Raw genomic sequence first — 18853 nt, 5'->3', positions numbered from 1 at the left:
CGCCCCCGGCAGGGGGTAGGCGGAGCGACACGAAGTGCGCGCAGCCTGGGGGCGAGCTTAGTGCTGAAGGATCTTGTTGAGGAAGTCCTTCGTCCGCGCCTGCCGATTCTCCGGATGGCTGAAGAATTCATCCTTCGAGCAATCCTCCAGAATGCGCCCGCCGACGTCGATGAAGATCACGCGGCTCGCGACCTTGCGCGCGAAGCCCATCTCGTGCGTGACCACCATCATGGTCATGCCTTCCTTGGCCAGCGCCACCATCACGTCGAGCACTTCGCCGACCATCTCGGGGTCGAGCGCGGAAGTCGGCTCGTCGAACAGCATCACGATCGGGTCCATGCTGAGCGCGCGCGCGATCGCGACACGCTGCTGCTGGCCGCCCGAGAGCTGGCCGGGGAACTTGTCCTTGTGCGCCATCAGGCCCACGCGGTCGAGCATCTTGAGGCCGCGCGTCTTGGCCTCGTCGGCGCTGCGGCCCAGCACCTTGATCTGAGCGATCGTGAGGTTCTCGGTCACCGACAGGTGCGGAAACAGCTCGAAGTGCTGGAACACCATGCCGACCTTGGAGCGCAGCTTGGGCAGGTTGGTCTTCGGGTCGTGCAGCGGAATGCCGTTGACCGTGATCTCGCCCTTCTGGAAGGGCTCCAGCGCGTTCACCGTCTTGATCAGCGTGGACTTGCCCGAGCCCGAAGGCCCGCACACCACCACCACGTCGCCCTTGGCGATGCTCACCGAGCAGTCCTGCAGCACCTGCACCGGCCCGTACCACTTGGACACGTTCTTGATCTCGATCATGTTGTCGGCCATTTCAAAGCTCTCCGTTCAATGGTTCATTGACGATCATCGAATGATCGCGATCTTTTTGTGCAGTCGCTTCACGAGCCACGACAGCGCGTAGCACATGATGAAGTAAACGACCGCGGCCAGCAGGTAGGCCTCGATCGGACGCCCGAAATTCTTGCCCGCGGTCTCGAAGCCCTTGAGCATGTCGTAGGCGCCGATGGCATACACCAGCGAGGTGTCCTGGAACAGGATGATGGTCTGCGTCAGCAGCACCGGCAGCATGTTGCGGAAGGCCTGCGGCAGGATCACGAGCCTCATGTTCTGGCCGTAGGTCATGCCCACGGCCTGGCCCGCATTCACCTGGCCGCGCGGGATCGACTGGATGCCGGCGCGCATGATCTCGCTGAAGTAGGCCGCCTCGAAGGCGATGAAGGTGATCACCGCCGAGATCTCGGAGCGGTAGTTGGAACCCCAGGCGCCGAAGAACGAATAGAAGGACGCCGGCATCAGCAGGAAGAACCACAGGATCACCATCACCAGCGGAATGCTGCGCATGCCGTTGACGTAGACGGCGGCCGGCGCGTCGAGCCACTTGTTGCCCGACAGGCGCATGAGCGCCAGCAAGGTGCCGAAGATCACGCCGCCGATCGTCGAGACCACGGTCAGCATGATGCTGAAGTAGAAGCCCTTGACGACGAAGTTGCTGATGACGTCCCAGTTGTAGAACGACAGATCCAGATGCATCATGGCAATTGCTCCATTCCAGAAACACCGCAGAACCGGCTTCGCCGGGCTGCTGGTGTTGCCCCCTGCAAGGGAGTGGGCGGCCACACGAAGTGGGCAAGCCTGGGGGTGTGCTTCATGCTAGTGTCCTCCGCCGCCGGCACTGGCCGAGACGATGAAGCCCGGCACGCGCGTCTTCTTCTCGATGAAGGCCATCAGCCGGTTGATCGCGAAGGCCGAGATCACGTAGAGCGCCGTGACCGCCAGGTAGACCTCGATGCCGCGCGAGGTTTCTTCCTGCGCCTGCATCGCGAACATCGTGAGTTCCGTCACCGACACGGCGAAGGCCACCGACGAGTTCTTGAAGATGTTCATCGTCTCGCTGGTGAGCGGCGGGATGATGATGCGGTAGGCCATCGGCAGGATCACGTAGCGGTAGTACTGCGGCGTGGTGAAGCCCACCGCCATGCCCGCGTAGCGCTGGCCCTTGGGCAGCGCCTGGATGCCGGAGCGCACCTGCTCGGCGATCCGCGCGGAGGTGAAGAAGCCCAGCGCCAGCACCACCAGCACGAAGCTCGGCACGCCCTTCATGGGCGGGATCAAGGCCGGGATCACGTGGTACCAGAGGAAGATCTGCACCAGAAGCGGAATGTTGCGAAAGAGCTCGACCCAGGCATTGCCGAAGCGGATCAGCCAGGGGCTGTCGGGCAGCGTGCGGATGATGCCGATCAACGAACCCAGCACCAGCGCCACGATCAACGCCAGCAGCGACACGGAAATGGTCCAGCCCCAGGCCGAGATCATCCATTGCCAATACGTCGGGTACTTTCCTCCAGGGTCTTGCAAGAAGACCTGCCAATCCCAGTTCGATCCCATCGGGACTCTCCTATTTCTTGACTAAAACAAACGCCCGCCGAAGTGGGCGGGCGTTGCGCGGTGACCGGCGCGCGAATCACTTCTTCGCGTAGTCTTCCATCGGCTTGTCGTTGGGGTTCGCCCAGGCCGCCTTGGTGGCGTCCGACAGAGGCAGGCCGATCTTGACGTTGGCCGGCGGGATCGGCTGCAGGAACCACTTGTCCCAGAGCTTGTTGAGTTCGCCGGCCTTGATCTGCGCCTTGATGCTGTCGTCGACCATCTTCTTGAAGGCCGGGTCGTCCTTGCGCATCATGATCGCGATCGGCTCGACGCTGAGCACCTCACCGACGATCTTGTAGTCGGACGGCGTCTTGGCCTTGGCGATGTTGGAGGCCAGGATCGAGCCGTCCATCACGAAGGCATCGGCGCGGCCGGACTCGAGCAGCAGGAAGCTGTCGGAGTGGTCCTTGCCGTAGAGCTCCTTGAAGTCGATGCCGCCGGCGCGCTCGTTCTTGCGCAGGGTCTGGACCGAGGTGGTGCCGGTGGTGGTGGCCACCGTCTTGCCGTTGAGGTCCTTGATCGAGGTGATGCCCGAGTTGGCCTTGACCGCGATGCGCACTTCCTCGACGTAGGTGGTGTCGGCGAAGGCCACGTCCTTCTGGCGCGCGAGGTTGTTGGTGGTGGAGCCGCATTCGAGGTCGACGGTGCCGTTCTGCACCAGCGGCACGCGGTTCTGCGAGGTCACGGGCTGGTACTTGGTTTCCAGCTTGGCCAGGCCCAGGTTCTTCTGGATGTCCTTGATGATGTTGGCGCAGACGTCGTAGTGGAACCCGGTGTACTGGCCGTTGCCCAGCGTATAGGACAGGCCGGACGATTCACGCACGCCTTCGGTGATGACGCCCGACGCCTTGATCTTCGCCAAGGTGTCGTTGGCCTGCGCCCATGCGGCGCCCGTGGCCAGCGCCGCGATCGTCAATGCCAGTACTTGCTTCTTCATGAAGGAAAACTCCTTGGGTGAACTGAAAAAAGAGACGAGGAAATTCTAGACACACGCATTCTGCTGCAACACCCGGACCAACCCGGTGCACTGCGCACCATGCCGGCCATGAGGCGCACGGGAGAATGCCGGGTCTTCTTCACCATGCAGTCTTCGTGCCCGACGGGCTGCCTCAAAAAAAAGCACGCGCGAAGGCGTGCGAAGGATTCATGCGACAGCAAGACTGCCCGCGACTGTAGGGGCACGCCAACGCGTGCGCCAATGCCGTTTGCGAGACCCGGCATGCACCGGCGTCATAGATTGATGCACTGCACAAGACGGGCGCTCAGCTCGCCGCCTCGGTGCCGACCAGGTAGGACCAGAGCGCCTCCACGCTGCCCTTGGTCCGCGGCGCTGCCGCGGTGTCGGGCTTGATGGCCGCGCCGCGGCCGTTGCCCTTCGCCGACGGCGCGGCCTGCGGCCGCTCGCGGTAGGCGCGGATCTCCATGGTCGCCTCGAGGCTTTCGATCTCGGGCGGCAGCGCGCTCACCAGCGTGCGGGCACGCACTTCCTTGCGCACCGCGCTCTCCGGCAGGAAGGCGATGCCGTGCCCTTCGAGCGCCATCACCTTGAGGCCTTCGGCCATGTCGGTCTCGTAGACGCGATCGAGGTGGATGGCGGTGCCCGATTCCTTGAGCAACTGGTCGACCAGCCGCCCCAGATAGGCGCCGGGCGCATAGCCCAGGTAGGGCAGCGGCTGCCCCGGCCGGCCCGGCAGGCGGTAGCGCGGGCGGCCGTCGGCGTCGGGCTTGACCCAGGGCGCGACCACTTCGACGCCCAGGCCCACCATCTCGTAGCGGTTGGCATCGAGCGGCAGCGGATGCGACGCATGGTGGTAGGCGATCAGCACATCGCAGCTGCCCTCGACCAGCCGCAGCACCGCGTCGTGCACGTTGAGCGCGATGAGGCGGCTCTTCATCGGACCGAACCGTTCGCGCAGGCTGGTGACCCAGGCCGGGAAGAAGGTGAAGGCCAGCGTGTGCGGCACCGCGAACTCGATCACGTCCTGCGCCGCCGCCGAATGGCCGCGCAGCATGGCGCGCGTGCTCTGCAGCGCCTGCAGCATCTCGATCGCCTGGCCGTACAGGGTCTGGCCGGCCGGCGTCAGGCGCGTGGGGTAGGAACTGCGGTCGACCAAGTCGGTGCCGGCCCATCCCTCCAGCGCCTGGATGCGGCGCGAGAAGGCCGGCTGGGTGACATGGCGCAACTGGGCCGAGCGGCTGAAGCTGCGCGTCTCGGCAAGACTGACGAAATCTTCAAGCCACTTGGTTTCCATGCAGAACATTATGTCTGCGCGGCAGCCTCGCGCTAGATCGGCGAGACCACGCCGCGCCCCGAGAAATGCCCGGCCGCATTGGCCAGGAAGCGCTGGAAGGTCGCCTCGTTGGCCTCCGGCGACCAGCCGGCCAGGTGCGGCGTGAGCACGACATTGTCGAGGCCGATCAGGGGCGCGGGCGGCTTCGGCTCGCTCTCGTAGACATCCAGGCCCGCGCCGCCGAGACGCCCTTCGCGCAGGGCCGCGGCCAGCGCCTCGGTATCGACCACGCTGCCGCGCGCGATGTTCACCAGGAAGCCCTGCGGGCCGAGCGCGTCGAGCACCGCCGCGTCGACCAGGTGCCGCGTGCCCTCGCCGCCCGGCGTCGCGACGACCAGGAAGTCGCACCACGCGGCCAGCGCATGGAGGCTGTCGAAGTAGCGATGCGCCGCGCCCTCGCGCGGGCGGCGGTTGTGATAGCCGACCTCCATGTCGAAGCCGGCGGCACGCCTGGCGATCTTCTCGCCGATGGTGCCCAGCCCCAGGATGCCCAGGCGCTTGCCCGAGACGTTCGGCGGCGACGCGATCCCGTCGCGCCAGGCGCCCTCGCGGCACAGCCGGTCGAGCCTGAGCAGGCCGCGCACGGCCGCGATCAGCAGCCCGAAGGCATGGTCGGCCACGCAGTTGTCGTTGGTGCCGGCGCCGTTCGCCAGCGCGATGCCGCGCGCCCGCGCCGCGGCCAGGTCGACGCTCTCGTAGCCCACGCCCATGGTGCAGATCAGCTCCAGCGCCGGCATCGCGTCGATCTCCGCGCCGGTGAGGCCGACGGTGCCGATGGTGAGCACGGCGCGAAAGCGCCCGCCCCCGGCCTCGATCGCCGCCTTGCGCTCGGCCGGCGTCGGCGCATAGGTGACATCGTAGGCCTGCGACAGCTGCGCGAGATGCGCCTTCATCTGCCTGTTGAGGATCAGCAAGGGGACAAGACCTGACATGACTGCGACGACTCCTGAAGTTCGAGATACCGATGACGCTGCAAGGCCCGTGCCGATGCGTCAAAGCACCGGCGCGGCCTCGATCTTCTGCAGCGCCCACATCTGCGCGTACTTGCCCTCCCGGGCCAGCAGCGCCGCATGGGTGCCGCGCTCGACGATCACGCCGCTTTCGAGCACCAGGATCTCGTGCGCGTCGACCACCGTCGACAGCCGGTGCGCGATCACCAGCGTGGTCTTGTTCTGTGCCGCGCTCTTGAGCTCCGACTGGATCGCGCGCTCGTTCGCCGAATCGAGCGCCGAGGTCGCCTCGTCGAAGATCACGATCGGCGGATTCTTGAGCAGCGTGCGCGCGATCGCGACGCGCTGCTTCTCGCCGCCCGACAGCTTGAGGCCGCGCTCGCCGACCGTCGTGGCGTAGCCCTTGGGCGTGGCGGCGATGAAGTCGTGGATGCGCGCCGCGCGGGCCGCCTCCTCGACCTCCGCGCGGCTGGCGCCGGGGCGGCCGTAGGCGATGTTGTATTCGACCGTGTCGTTGAACAGCACCGTGTCCTGCGGCACGATGCCGATCGCCTGCCGCACGCTGGCCTGCGTCACCTGCCGGATGTCCTCGCCGCCGATCGTGATGCGGCCCTGCTGGACGTCATAGAAGCGGTAGAGCAGCCTGGCCATGGTCGACTTCCCCGAGCCCGAAGGGCCGACCACCGCCACCGTCTTGCCTTCGGGGATCTCGAAGCTCACATGCTTCAGGATCGGCCGCGCGGCTTCATACGCGAAGCTCACGTCCTCGAAGCGCACCGTCGAATCGGCGCCGGCCAGCGGCTGCGCGCCCGGCGCATCGCGCACCTCGCGGTCCTTCTCGAGCAGCACGAACATCTTGTCGAGGTCGGTCAGGCTCTGCTTGATCTCGCGGTAGATCACGCCCAGGAAATTGAGCGGGATGTAGAGCTGGATCATGAAGGCATTGACCATCACCAGGTCGCCCAGCGTCATGCGGCCGTCGACCACGCCCTGCGTCGCGCGGTACAGCATCGCCACCAGGCTGACCGCGATCAGGCATTGCTGGCCGGCGTTCAGGAGGCTCAGCGTGGTCTGGCTCTTGACGGCGGCCTTGCGGTAGCGCTCCAGGCTGGCGTCGTAGCGGCCGGCCTCGAAGTGCTCGTTGTTGAAATACTTGACCGTCTCGTAGTTGAGCAGCGAGTCGACCGCATGGCTCTGCGCCAGCGAATCGAGTTCGTTCATGGTCTTGCGGAACTGCGTGCGCCACTCGGTCACCGTCACCGTGAAGACGATGTAGACCACCAGCGCCGCGAGCGTGATCCAGACGAAGCCGGCATCGAACTTCACACCCAGCACCGACAGCACCAGCGTGAGCTCGATGATCGTCGGCACGATGCTGTAGAGCGACATCGAGATCAGCGAATGCACGCCGCGCGAGCCGCGCTCGATGTCGCGCGTCATGCCGCCGGTCTGGCGCTCGAGGTGAAAGCGCAGGCTCAGCGCATGCAGGTGCTGGAACACCTCGAGCGAGATCCGCCGCGCCGCGCCCTCGGTGGCCTTGGCGAAGACCAGCTCGCGCAGCTCGTTGAAGACCGCGGTCGACAGGCGCAGCAGGCCGTAGGCGACCAGCAGCCCGATCGGCACCACCAGCAGCGAGGCCACGCTGCCGGGCTTGATCGACATCGCGTCGATCAGGTTCTTGAGCAGCACCGGCACGCCCACGTTGGCGACCTTGGCGCCGATCATGAAGGTCAGCGCCGCGATCACCCGCCACTTGTAGTGCCAGATATAGGGAAAGAGCCGCCGCAGCGTCGCCCAGTCGGAGCGATCGCTGCGCGCGGGCTGGCCGGCTGACGCGTGGTGGGGAGAGGAAAGGGTTTCGCCGCTGCGGCGCATAGGGAGACAATCGTGGCTGTTGTTGTCCCCGGATTGTGCCCATGTCCCATTCTTCCAGTGCCAACGTGGCCGCCACGCTCAAGAGCCTCCCCGCCGACATGGAGCTGGTGCTCAAGGTGATCCCGCTGCCGGCCGACGTCAACGCCAACGGCGACATCTTCGGCGGCTGGGTCATGGCGCAGTGCGACCTGGCCGGCTCGGTCATCCCGGCGCGCTACGCCAAGGGCCGCATGGCGACCGTCGCGGTCAACGAATTCGTCTTCAAGCAGCCGGTGCGGCTGGGCGACATCCTGTCCTTCTATTCGAAGCTGGTGCGCGTCGGGCGCACCTCGGTCACGGTCACGGTCGAGGTGTTCGCCGAACGCTTCCGGGCGCAGGGGGAGTACATCAAGGTGACGGAGGCGACCTTCACCTATGTGGCGATCGACGAGAACGGGCGGCCGCGGGCGATCGAGAAGAAGGATTGAGCGCTTGCGTCCTGTCTCTCACACCTTCGAGAAATCCGGCCGCCGCTTCTCCATGAACGCCGTGAACGCCTCGCGCGCCGCCGGCTCGCGCAGCATGCGGCCGAAGCTCTGGCCTTCCTCGCCCATGCGCTCGATCAGCGCCGGCTGCTGCGCCTTCTTCATCAGGCGCTTGGTCTCGACCAGTGCAGTCAGCGGCTTGGCCGCGAGCTTGCGCGCCTGCGTCTGCGCGAAGGCGTTGGCTTCGGTCGGCGGCAGCACGCGATTGACCAGGCCCACCTCGAGCGCGGCCTCGGCCATGAAGGGCTCGCCCAGCAGCAGCGCCTCGGCCGCGCGGTGGTAGCCGAACATCTGCGGCACCAGCAGGCTCGACGCGGCCTCGGGGCACAGGCCGAGGTTGACGAAGGGCATCGAGAACATCGCGTTGTCGCCCGCATAGACGAGGTCGCAATGGAACAGCATCGTGGTGCCAATGCCCACGGCCGGGCCGCAGACCGCCGCGACCAGCGGCTTGGGAAAGGTCCCGATGCCGCGCAGGAAGCGGAACACCGGCGAGTCCTCGGTCGAGGGCGGCGCGTTGAGGAAGTCGCCGATGTCGTTGCCGGCGCTGAAGATGGTCGCATCGCCCTGGATCAACACCGTGCGCACGGCACTGTCCTGTCCGGCCTGGGCGATCGCGTCGGCCAGCTGCGCGTACATCGCGCTGGTGATCGAGTTCTTCTTGTCGACGCGGTTGAAGGTGAGGGTCATCACACCGGCTTCGGTGTGGACGAGGATGTCGCTCATGTCAGGTATTCCTTTCCAGTGCTTCGCGCACGAAATCGAGCCGGTCCTGGCCCCAGTACATCTGGTTGTCGACGAACATGGTCGGCGCGCCGAACACGCCGCGCCCGACGGCCTCCTCTGTGATCGCCTTGAGTTGATTCTTCACCGCCTGGGTACCGGCGAGCGCAAGCATCGCATGCGGATCGAAGCCTGCCTCGGTCAGCATGGCGCCGACGGTCGCGGCATCGTTGAGATTGCGCGGCTCCACCCACATCGCACGGAACACGGCCGCGAGGTAATCACCGAAGCGTTCCGGCTCGCGCATCTGCAGCGCCGTGGCACCACGCATCAGCAGCAGCGTGTTGATCGGGAAGTGCGGGTTGTGGACGAAGGGCACGCCGTAGCGCCGCGCGAAGCGTTTCAGGTCTTCGGTCAGATACGGCCCCTTGGCCGCGATCTCGGCCGGCGAGTGGTTGCCCGTGGCCTGGAACACGCCGCCCAGCAGCATCGGCTTCCAGACCAGCGTGGCGCCGGTGTCGGCGCACACGTGCGGCAGTTGCGTGTAGGCGAGGTAGGCAGCGGGACTGCCGACGTCGAAATAGAACTCGACGGTCTTGGTGGTCATGCGTGTCTCCTTTTCCCGACGAGCTTCTTCAGAATTTTTCAGACCAGGGACGCAGGTCGAGTTCATGCGTCCATGCGTCGCGCGGCTGTGCATGCAGCATCCAGTAGGCGTCCGCGATGTGCGCCGGATTCAGGATGCCATCCTGCGCCTTCAACGCGTAGCGCTCGGGGAAATTGCTGCGGATGAACTCGGTGTCGATGGCGCCGTCGATGATCGTGTGCGCGACATGGATGCCGCGCGGGCCGAGCTCGCGCGCCATGCTCTGGGCCAGCGCGCGCAGCGCCATCTTCGCGCCCGCGAAGGCGCCGAAGTTCGCGCCGCCGCGCAGCGATGCGGTGGCGCCGGTGAACAGGATGGTGCCCCGGTGCGCGCCATCCGGCAGCTCGCGCGCGACCATGCGCCTGGCAACCTCCCGTGCATTGAGAAAGCCCGAGAAGCAGGCCATCTCCCAGACCTTGAAGTACTTGCGCGCGCTTTCGGTCAGGATGCTCTCGGGCACGTTGGCACCGATGTTGAAGACCATCACCTCGATCGGCCCGACCGTCGATTCGACCTGCTCGACCAGCGCGACCACTTCCTCTTCCTTGCGCGCATCGCTGGCGAACGCATGCGCGCGGCCGCCGTCGGCCTCGATGCGCGCAACCAACGGCTGCAGCTTGTCGAGGCTGCGTCGCGTGACGCAGGTGGCATAGCCTTCACGGGCGAAGCGGCGGGCGATGGCGCCGCCGGTGGCGTCGCCGGCGCCGACGATCAATGCGGCCTTGGTGGATGCCATGACGGTCACTCCTTGAAGTAAACGATCTGATTGCTGGTCGCCAGCAGCGTACCCGCCTCGCTCCACAGCTGCGCCGCCTGGTCGAAGTAGCCGTTGCGGAACTGCTGCCCGACGGCCCGGCCCAGCAGATAGCCCGTGCCGACTTCGGCCAAGAGCGCCGCATCGGCATGGAAGTAGGTGGTGATCGAGACCGTGCCGATCGGCACCGGCTTCGCGCGCCGCAGCCAGATGCGCGGATAGAAGCAGTCGCTCAAGGCCGTGAGCGCGGCGAAGTCCAGCGGCCGCGACTCGGCATCGCGCACCCACATGCGGGTTTCGCTGTGGTCGCCGCTGCCGTCCCAGCGGGACGGCATCGTGCCGACGATCGGCCGCATCTCGTAGCGCTCGATCCAGGCCACCTTCGCCGGCCCGATGCTCAGGCGCTCGACTGCGGCCGGCGGCGGCACCTCGGGCATCGCCAGGTCGGTGGCACCCCAGGTCTCGCGGCGCAGCGCCGTGACGGCCGTCGCCGTGGTGGTGAGGTGCGGCTTGCCGTCGGCGCCGGTCTGCGACATCTGCACGGTCCAGTGCTGGGTCGAGCGGTTGGTGCGCACCGGCACGGCCTGCAGTTCGAAGGCGCCCGCCTCGATCGCCGCGGCATAGTTGACCGTCAGCGCGACCGGCGCGCCGAGCAGATCGGGATGGCGCAGCACGGCCTGCAGCATCACCGCCGCGGTCGTGCCGCCGAAGGGGCCGACCATGTTGCCGTAGTCCGGGCTCGTGGCGCCGGTGAATTGGCCGGCGCGCAAGTCGCTGTGGGACAGCGCGAGCGCCTTGTCGAGAGGATGTGTGCTCATGGTCGCAGTGTGCCCCTGGACCGGTGGTTCATGCAGTCGTGTGCGGGACGCAGCACGCGTTTCAGACGCGCTCGAAGATGCCCGCGGCACCCTGCCCCATGCCCACGCACATCGTGACCATGCCGTACTTCAGGTTGTTGCGCCGCAGCGCATGCACCACGGTCGCCGAGCGGATCGCGCCGGTCGCGCCGAGCGGATGGCCGAGCGCGATCGCGCCGCCCATCGGATTGACCTTGGCCGGATCGAGCCCGAGCGTGCGGATCACCGCCAGCGACTGCGCCGCGAAGGCCTCGTTGAGTTCGATCCAGTCGATCGCGTCCTGCGCGAGGCCCGCAGAGCGCAGCGCGGCGGGAATCGCCTCGATCGGCCCGATGCCCATGATCTGCGGCGGCACGCCCTTGCTGGCGAAGCTCACGAAGCGCGCCAGCGGCTTCAGGTCGAACTGCTGGCAGGCCTTCTCGCTCGCGAGGATCAGCGCACCCGCGCCATCGGAGGTCTGCGAGCTGTTGCCGGCCGTGACCGTGCCGCGCGCGGCGAACACGGTGCGCAATCTGGCCAGGCCTTCGAGCGAGGTGTCGGGGCGCGCGCCTTCGTCGAGCCGCACGGTGCGGGTGGTCGCAACCGACTCGCCGCTGGCGAGATCGGGCGCGCGGTCGGTGACTTCGATCGGCGTGATCTCGTCCGCGAAGTGGCCGGCCTGCTGTGCGGCCAGCGCGCGCTGGTGCGACTGCAGCGCGAAGGCGTCCTGTTCCTCGCGGCTCACCTGCCACTGCTGCGCCACCTTCTCGGCCGTGAGGCCCATGCCGTAGGCGATGCCGACATCGCCTTCGCGCTCGAAGATCGCGGGCGACAGCGAGGGCGCGTTGCCCATCATCGGCACCATGCTCATGCTCTCGACGCCGGCCGCGATCATCACCTCGGCCTCGCCGACGCGGATGCGGTCGGCCGCCATCTGCACCGCCGACAGGCCCGACGCGCAGAAGCGATTGACCGTGATGCCGCCGACGCTGTGCGGCAGCCCCGCGAGCACCGCGCCGATGCGCGCGACATTGAGGCCCTGCTGCGCCTCGGGAATCGCGCAGCCGCAGACGATGTCCTCGATCGCCTTCCAGTCGAGGCCCGGCACGGCCGCGAGCGCCGCCTTCAGCGTGGTCGCGAGCAGATCGTCCGGCCGGTGGTTGCGGAAGAAGCCGCGGTGCGAACGGCCGATGGGGGTGCGGGTGGCGGCGACGATGTAGGCGTCTTGAACTTGCTTCATGAATGGCTCCTGAGTCTGGGTATTACTCCTTCCCCCTTTGGGGGAAGGCAGGGATGGGGGCAAGCGGCGCCAACTCTTCCAGGCGGTTCGCTATCGCCTGCAGCACCCCTTCAAGTTGAATCAGCGGATCGTTCGACGCGAAACGCGGCACGTCGAAACCCTGCGCGCGCAGATAGGCATCGCGCCGCGCGTCATAGCCTTGCTGTGCCTGATGTTGCGACCCATCCAGCTCGACGACCAGCTTCGGCGCAAGACAGGCAAAGTCCGCGATGTAGTTGCCCACCGGATGCTGGCGGCGGAACTTCACGCCCAATTGCTCGCTGCGAAGACCCGACCAGAGCTTGCGTTCGGAGTCGGTCATTTCGCGCCGCAGGATGCGGGCGTTCTGCTGGGCGGTGGGGGTGGCTTGGTTTTGCATCGGGGGTTGCCCCCATCCCGGCCTTCCCCCAGAGGGGGAAGGAGGAATGCGGGGAGCGCTTCAGTTGCGGAGTGGCTTGCCCGTGCTCAGCATCCCCATGATCCGTTCCTGCGTCTTCGGATGCACGAGCAGCGCGCAGAAGGCCTTGCGCTCGAGCGCCATCAGGTACTCCTCGGTCACGAGGCTGCCGGCATCGACGTCGCCGCCCGTCACCACGCCGGCGATCAGGCTCGCGATGTGGAAGTCGTGCGCGCTGATGAAGCCGCCGTCGCGCATGTTGACCAACTGGCCGCGGATCGTCGCGGCGCCGCTGCGGCCCGCGACCTTGAACGGGCGGCGCAGCGGCGCGCGCCAGCCGGCATCGGCCATCGCGCGGGCCTGCTGCAGCGCGACGTGGAGCAGTTCGTCCTTGTTCGGCACGATCACGTCGCTGTCGAGCAGGTAGCCGAGCTTCTTCGAATCCAGCGCGCCGGTGCCGACCTTGGCCATCGCCGCGGCGGTGAAGCCTTCGGTCAGGAAGGGCAGCAGGTCGGTGCCTGTCGAGGCCGCCGCGTTCTCGGCCGCGCGGCGTGCGATGTAGGTCAGTCCGCCGGCGCCGGGCACGAGGCCGACGCCGACTTCGACCAGCCCGAAGTAGCTTTCCATCGCGGCCACGCGTTTCGCCGAATACACGGCGAGTTCGCAGCCGCCGCCCAGCGCCATGCCGCGCACGGCCGAGACCACCGGCACGCCCGCGTAGCGGATCCTGAGCATGAGCTTCTGCAGTTCATGCTCGGCGCCGTCGACCGCGCCGATGCCGGCGACCACGAAGGCCGGCAGCATCGCCTGCAGGTCGGCACCGACCGAGAACAGCTCGTCGGGCGACCAGATCACCATCGCCTGGTAGTCGCGCTCGGCCCGCTCGACGCCGGCCGCCAGCGCGTCGGCGACATCGGGGCCGATGGCATGCATCTTCGAATGGATGCTCGCGATCAGCACCTCGCCGTCGAGGGTCCAGAGCCGCACCTCGCCTTCGTCCTGGATCGTCGTGCCGGCCTGGTTCGCATCGGGCGCATTCGCACCCCGCACGCTCTCGGGAAAGCGCTGGCGCGCATGCACGGGCAACTTTCGTTGCGGCACGAAGCGGTTCTGCGATGCGCTCCACGAACCCTCCGGCGTGTGCACGCCGCCGGCCTCGGCGACCGGACCTTCGAACACCCACTTCGGCAACGGCGCGCGCGACAGCGCCTCGCCGGCATCGATGTCCTCTTGAATCCACTTGGCGACCTGCGTCCAGCCGGCCTCCTGCCACAGCTCGAACGGCCCCTGCTTCATGCCGAAGCCCCAGCGCATCGCGAAGTCGATGTCGCGTGCGCTCTCGGCGACATCGGCCAGATGCACGGCCGCGTAGTGGAAGCTGTCGCGCAGGATGGCCCAGAGGAAGCGGCCCTCGGCGCCTTCGCTCTCGCGCAGCAGCTTCAGCCGCTCGGCCGCGGGCTTCTTCAGCATGCGGCCATAGACCTCGTCGGCCTTGTCGTCCGCGGGCACGTAGTCGCCCTTGGCCAGATCGAAGCGCAGGATGTCGCGCCCCACCTTCTTGAAAAAGCCGGCCTTCGTTTTCTGGCCCAGGTTGCCGAGTTCGAGCAGCTTCGCGAGCACCGGCGGCGTCGCGAAGCTGGCGTGGAAGGGGTCGCTCTTCTCGTCGAGGTTGTCCTGCAGCGTCTTGATGACGTGGGCCATGGTGTCGAGCCCGACGACATCGGCCGTGCGGAAGGTGCCCGAGCTCGCACGGCCCAGCTTCTTGCCCGTGAGATCGTCCACCACCTCGGGCGCGAGGCTGAACTTCTCGGCCTCCTTCAGCGTCGCCAGCAGGCCGGCGATGCCGATGCGGTTGGCGATGAAGTTGGGCGTGTCGTGCGCGCGCACCACGCCCTTGCCGAGCGTGCGGGTGACGAAGGTCTCCAGCTCGTCGAGCACCTGCGGCTCGGTGGTCGGCGTGTTGATCAGCTCGACCAGGAACATGTAGCGCGGCGGGTTGAAGAAATGGATGCCGCAGAAGCGCGGCTTCAACGCCTCGGGCAGCGCTTCGCTGAGCTTCGTGATCGACAGGCCCGAGGTGTTCGAGGCCAGGATCGCGTGCTTGGCGACGTGCGGCGCGATCTTGCGGTAGAGGTCGAGCTTCCAGTCCATGCGCTCGGCGATCGCCTCGATCACCAGGTCGCATTCGCCGAGCTTCGCGAGATCGTCCTCGTAGTTGGCTTGTTCGATGAGCACCGCATCGTCGACATCGCCGAGCGGCGCGGGCTTCTGCTTCCTGAGGTTGTCGATGGCGCGCGCGACGATGCCGTTCTTCGCGCCTTCCTTGGCCGGCAGGTCGAACAGCACCACCGGCACGCGCACGTTGACGAGGTGGGCTGCGATCTGCGCGCCCATCACGCCGGCGCCGAGCACGGCGACTTTCTTCACTTGAAATCGGGACATGGTTCTTCCGTCGATGGGCTACTGGATTCGATTCCAAACTTGTGTGCGCCAGAAGGGGCCGAGGTAGCCGCGCACCTCGAGCTTCTTGCCACCGTCGATCGGCGTGAAGCTGGCGCGGTATTCCTTGCCGTTCTCGGGGTCGAGGATCCTGCCGCCTTCCCAGACCTCCTTGCCCTCGGCCTTCCTGCCGCCGCGGATGATCTCGAGGCCGGCGATCGGCTGGCCCTTGCGGTCGTCGGTGCATTCGTCGCACACCGGCTTGCCGTCCTTCTTGAGCGACTTCTCGATATGGCCGGCGAGCGCGCCGCCCGACTCGGCGATGCGGATCTCGGCCTTGGCCTCCCCCGTCTTGTCGTCGACGTTGCGCCACAGGCCGACGGGGTTCATCTGCGCCATCGCCGAGGTGGCGGTGGCGGCGAAGGCGATCGCCGCGAGGAGGTATTTCATGGGCTTCACGCCAGAGCGGCGTCCGTGTTCATCAAAGGAGCAGCACCGGCGCGCGCGGTGCGCATCAGCGTCGCCGTCTCGGGAAAGAGCTTGGCGAAATAGAAGCGTGCGGTCTGCAGCTTGGCCTGGTAGAACGGATCGGTGTTGCCGGCCGCGATCTCGCGCAGCGCCACGCGCGCCATCAGCGCGAACATGTAGCCGAACACGAAGTGGCCCGCCACGCGCAGGTAGTCGACCGCGGCCGCGCCCACCTCGTCGGGGTTCTGGAAACCCTTGAAGCCGATCTCGGTCGTGAACTTGGTGAGCTGCTCGCCGAGCACGGCGATCGGCGTGATGAACTCCGACATCTTCTCGTTCACGCCTTCTTCCTCCACCAGGCGGCCGACCAGCTTGCCGAACTTCTTGAGCGTGGCGCCGTTGTTGCCCAGCACCTTGCGGCCCAGCAGGTCGAGCGACTGGATGGTGTTGGTGCCTTCGTAGATCATGTTGATGCGGTTGTCGCGGACGAACTGCTCCATGCCCCATTCCTTGATGAAGCCGTGGCCGCCGAAGACCTGCATGCAGGCGTTGGTCGCGATGTGGCCGTTGTCGGTGATGAAGGCCTTCACGATCGGCGTCAAGAGCGCGACGATCTCGCCCGCGTCCTTGCGCACCTTCTCGTCGGGATGGTGGTGCTCCTTGTCGAGCAGCAGCGTGCAGTAGATCGCCAGCGCGCGGCCGCCCTCGGCATAGGCCTTGGCCGTCATCAGCATCTTGCGCACGTCGGGGTGGACGATGATCGGATCGGCTTCCTTGTCCTTGGCCTTGACGCCCGACAGCGAGCGCATCTGCAGCCGGTCCTTGGCATAAGCGAGCGCGTTCTGGAACGCGACCTCGGTCAGGCCCAGCGACTGGTTGCCGACGCCCAGGCGCGCCGCGTTCATCATCACGAACATCGCGGCCAGGCCCTTGTGGGGCTCGCCGACCAGCGTGCCCGCCGCGCCTTCGAGCACGATCTGCGCCGTCGCATTGCCGTGGATGCCCATCTTGTGTTCGAGGCCGCCGCAGTAGATGCCGTTGCGGCTGCCGAGCGAGCCGTCGGCATTCACGTTGAATTTGGGAACGACGAACAGGCTGATGCCCTTGCTGCCCTTGGGCGCGTCCGGCAGCCGCGCGAGCACGAGGTGGATGATGTTGGCGGCCATGTCGTGCTCGCCGGCCGAGATGAAGATCTTGTTGCCGGTCAGCCGGTACGTGCCGTCGGCCTGCGGCTCGGCCTTGGTACGCAGCAGGCCGAGGTCGGTGCCGCAATGCGGCTCGGTCAGGCACATGGTGCCGGTCCACTCGCCGCTGGTGAGCTTGGGCAGGTAGGTCTTCTTCTGCGCGTCGGTGCCGTGTGCCACCAGCGCTTCATAGGCGCCGTGCGAGAGGCCCGGGTACATGGTCCAGGCCTGGTTGGCCGAGTTGAGCATTTCGTAGAAGCACTGGTTCAGCGCCAGCGGCAGGCCCTGGCCGCCGTACTGCGGATCGCACGAGAGCGCGGCCCAGCCGCCTTCGACGTACTTCGCATAGGCCGCCTTGAAGCCGGTGGGCGTCTTCACTTCGTGCGTGGCCTTGTCGAGCACGCAGCCTTCCTCGTCGCCGGTGATGTTGAGCGGGAAGGTGACTTCGGCCGCGAACTTGCCGCCCTCCTCCAGCACGGCGTTCAGCGTCTCGGCATCGACATCGGCATGGCGGGGAAGGGCCTGGAGCTCCTCGGTGATGTTCAGCACTTCGTGCATCACGAACTGCATGTCGCGAAGAGGCGGGGTGTAGGAAGGCATCGGGCGGATCTCCGGGAGAAATTGAAAAGGATGAAAGCCGAGGAATCGGACAGGACGGGCGCTCAGCGCACGGTCTTCAGGCGGCGCGCGGGGGATGCGGCGATCGAGGCGGCCGCGCCGGGCGCATCGACCACCGCGCTGCGCGCGAGGATGTTGCCGAAGCCCTGGTTGGCGCGCGCCAGCGAATCGGGCGAACGCAGGAAGCGGGCCTCGTAATGCAGCGCGAGGATCAGCGCATGGATCTCGAAGGCGATCTGCTTGGCATCCGCGTCGTCGCGCAGATGGCCCTCCGCCTGCGCCTGCACCACTGCGCGGTACATCGCGGCGAGCCAGGTGTTGACCGAGTCGGCCAGCGCATCGCGCACCGGGCCGGGCCGGTCGTCGAACTCGACCGCGCCGCTGATGTAGATGCAGCCGGAATCGATTTCGGCCGAGGTGCGCTTCATCCAGTTGGCGAACATCGCGCGCAGCCGCGGCAGGCCGCGCGCGGCCTTGAGCGCGGGGTAGAACACCTCCTGCTCGAAGCGCGCGTGGTATTCGCGCACCACCGAGATCTGCAGTTCCTCGCGCGAGCCGAAGTGCGCGAACACGCCCGACTTGCTCATCTGCGTGACCTCTGCCAGCGCGCCGATCGACAGGCCTTCGAGACCGATCTGCGCCGCCAGGTTCAGCGCCGCATCGACGATGGCGGCCTTGGTCTGCTGGCCCTTCTGGGGTGGCCGGGCAGGCTTGGATCGGGCGGTGGTGGCGGGCATGGAGGCATCTGGAATAAAACGAACGGTCGTACTATTTTGCAGTGCTTTGAAGGCCGCCGAGCAAAGACCTAGGGCTGTGGAAGGTTATCGGCCGGCATGCACCGGCGGCCGAAGCCGGTGCGCAGGCCAAGGCCTTCGGGGAACGGCTCAACGCGGCGGACCGAGGCCAGGGCTTTCCAGCGCGCTGCGAAAGACGCCCAGTTCGCGCGAAGCCGCGGCGCCGCCGGGCTGCGCGCGGCAGACGATCAGGATCGCGATGTTGGCCAGCGCGAGAACGCTGCCGGCCGCTTCGGCGCGTGCCGCCGGCAGCCGCGTGCGCAGGGCTTCGAGGCGGCCCTGCTCCCGTTGCTCGGCATCGAGTTCGAGCGCCTGGATCCGGCTGCGCACGGCCTCGACATCGGGATCGGCGATGCGCTGCGCCACGCCCTTGAGACCGCGGCGCAAGGCCCGGATCGGCATCACCACTTCGGATTGCCAATCCGCCGTCGCATCGACCGCGGCCTGCACGCCCGCGGCATCCAGCGACAGGCCGTGCACCTGGCCGAGCCAGGCCGCGAACATCAGCAGATTGACGTCGATGCCGTGTTCGTCCTGCAGCCGGAGACAAGCGCTCGAGATGCCGGTCTCTGCATAGAGCCTGGCCGAGAAATCCCAAAGCGTGCGAATCATGGAGCGTCCAGCCGACACCGAGGTTGCGCGTGAGCTTGCGTT

General features: G+C 66.9%; 19 protein-coding genes. 1 reads left to right on the top strand and 18 read right to left on the bottom strand.

Annotated elements, in window-relative coordinates; all coding sequences use genetic code 11:
- Positions 1-57: 57 nt before the first annotated feature.
- From WDLP6_RS04045 to WDLP6_RS04015, 7 genes are all read right to left on the bottom strand, one after another.
- A complete protein-coding gene (locus WDLP6_RS04045; RefSeq protein ID WP_162570334.1) occupies positions 58-795 on the bottom strand; it encodes an amino acid ABC transporter ATP-binding protein in 738 nt (245 codons plus the stop codon).
- 45 nt (positions 796-840) lie between these two features.
- Positions 841-1530, bottom strand: a complete 690-nt coding sequence (locus WDLP6_RS04040) for an amino acid ABC transporter permease (protein WP_162565898.1) — start codon at positions 1528-1530, stop codon at positions 841-843.
- 117 nt (positions 1531-1647) lie between these two features.
- Positions 1648-2382: an amino acid ABC transporter permease gene (locus WDLP6_RS04035; RefSeq protein WP_162591312.1), complete on the bottom strand. Its 735-nt coding sequence runs from the start codon at positions 2380-2382 to the stop codon at positions 1648-1650.
- A 76-nt stretch (positions 2383-2458) separates the two neighbouring features.
- Positions 2459-3358, bottom strand: a complete 900-nt coding sequence (locus tag WDLP6_RS04030) for a transporter substrate-binding domain-containing protein (RefSeq protein ID WP_162565896.1) — start codon at positions 3356-3358, stop codon at positions 2459-2461.
- A 325-nt stretch (positions 3359-3683) separates the two neighbouring features.
- Complete coding sequence (locus WDLP6_RS04025; protein WP_162591311.1) at positions 3684-4673, bottom strand: LysR family transcriptional regulator; 990 nt, start codon at positions 4671-4673, stop codon at positions 3684-3686.
- 32 nt (positions 4674-4705) lie between these two features.
- Positions 4706-5644, bottom strand: a complete 939-nt coding sequence (locus WDLP6_RS04020) for a 2-hydroxyacid dehydrogenase (RefSeq protein ID WP_162591310.1) — start codon at positions 5642-5644, stop codon at positions 4706-4708.
- Positions 5645-5704: 60 nt separating this feature from the next.
- Entirely contained in the window at positions 5705-7537 is a 1833-nt protein-coding gene (locus WDLP6_RS04015; protein WP_162591309.1) for an ABCB family ABC transporter ATP-binding protein/permease, read from the bottom strand.
- Positions 7538-7578: 41 nt separating this feature from the next.
- On the opposite strand from WDLP6_RS04015, the gene WDLP6_RS04010 reads away from it, so the two are divergent.
- The gene (locus WDLP6_RS04010; protein WP_162565892.1) at positions 7579-8004 is read left to right on the top strand and encodes an acyl-CoA thioesterase; all 426 of its coding nucleotides are present in this window, start codon (positions 7579-7581) and stop codon (positions 8002-8004) included.
- Between the two features lie 18 nt (positions 8005-8022).
- Here the strand turns inward: WDLP6_RS04010 and WDLP6_RS04005 are convergent, their stop codons facing one another.
- From WDLP6_RS04005 to WDLP6_RS03955, 11 genes are all read right to left on the bottom strand, one after another.
- Positions 8023-8787, bottom strand: coding sequence for an enoyl-CoA hydratase (locus WDLP6_RS04005; protein ID WP_162591308.1), 765 nt, complete (start codon positions 8785-8787; stop codon positions 8023-8025).
- A gap of 1 nt (position 8788) precedes the next feature.
- Entirely contained in the window at positions 8789-9391 is a 603-nt protein-coding gene (locus tag WDLP6_RS04000; protein ID WP_162591307.1) for a 2-hydroxychromene-2-carboxylate isomerase, read from the bottom strand.
- 28 nt (positions 9392-9419) lie between these two features.
- A complete protein-coding gene (locus WDLP6_RS03995) occupies positions 9420-10166 on the bottom strand; it encodes an SDR family oxidoreductase (RefSeq protein WP_162591306.1) in 747 nt (248 codons plus the stop codon).
- 5 nt (positions 10167-10171) lie between these two features.
- Entirely contained in the window at positions 10172-11002 is an 831-nt protein-coding gene (locus WDLP6_RS03990; RefSeq protein ID WP_162591305.1) for an acyl-CoA thioesterase, read from the bottom strand.
- 61 nt (positions 11003-11063) lie between these two features.
- The gene (locus WDLP6_RS03985) at positions 11064-12260 is read right to left on the bottom strand and encodes an acetyl-CoA C-acyltransferase (RefSeq protein ID WP_162591304.1); all 1197 of its coding nucleotides are present in this window, start codon (positions 12258-12260) and stop codon (positions 11064-11066) included.
- 22 nt (positions 12261-12282) lie between these two features.
- On the bottom strand, positions 12283-12678 hold the full coding sequence (locus tag WDLP6_RS03980; RefSeq protein ID WP_162591303.1) for an endonuclease domain-containing protein: 396 nt from the start codon (positions 12676-12678) through the stop codon (positions 12283-12285).
- A 60-nt stretch (positions 12679-12738) separates the two neighbouring features.
- Positions 12739-15138 carry a 3-hydroxyacyl-CoA dehydrogenase/enoyl-CoA hydratase family protein gene (locus tag WDLP6_RS03975; RefSeq protein WP_162591302.1) on the bottom strand — a complete coding sequence of 800 codons (2400 nt, stop codon included), beginning with the start codon at positions 15136-15138 and terminating at the stop codon, positions 12739-12741.
- An 18-nt stretch (positions 15139-15156) separates the two neighbouring features.
- Positions 15157-15585, bottom strand: a complete 429-nt coding sequence (locus WDLP6_RS03970) for a DUF2147 domain-containing protein (protein ID WP_162591301.1) — start codon at positions 15583-15585, stop codon at positions 15157-15159.
- A gap of 5 nt (positions 15586-15590) precedes the next feature.
- Positions 15591-17387 carry an acyl-CoA dehydrogenase C-terminal domain-containing protein gene (locus WDLP6_RS03965; protein ID WP_162591300.1) on the bottom strand — a complete coding sequence of 599 codons (1797 nt, stop codon included), beginning with the start codon at positions 17385-17387 and terminating at the stop codon, positions 15591-15593.
- 62 nt (positions 17388-17449) lie between these two features.
- A complete protein-coding gene (locus WDLP6_RS03960) occupies positions 17450-18142 on the bottom strand; it encodes a TetR/AcrR family transcriptional regulator (protein ID WP_162591299.1) in 693 nt (230 codons plus the stop codon).
- 147 nt (positions 18143-18289) lie between these two features.
- On the bottom strand, positions 18290-18811 hold the full coding sequence (locus WDLP6_RS03955; RefSeq protein ID WP_162591298.1) for a TIGR02444 family protein: 522 nt from the start codon (positions 18809-18811) through the stop codon (positions 18290-18292).
- Positions 18812-18853 lie beyond the last annotated feature (42 nt).

The sequence above is a fragment of the Variovorax sp. PBL-E5 genome, assembly GCF_901827185.1.
Lineage (GTDB): Bacteria > Pseudomonadota > Gammaproteobacteria > Burkholderiales > Burkholderiaceae_C > Variovorax.
Note: the sequence above shows the minus strand (reverse complement) of the source record. Positions and strands in the feature narration are given on the sequence as shown.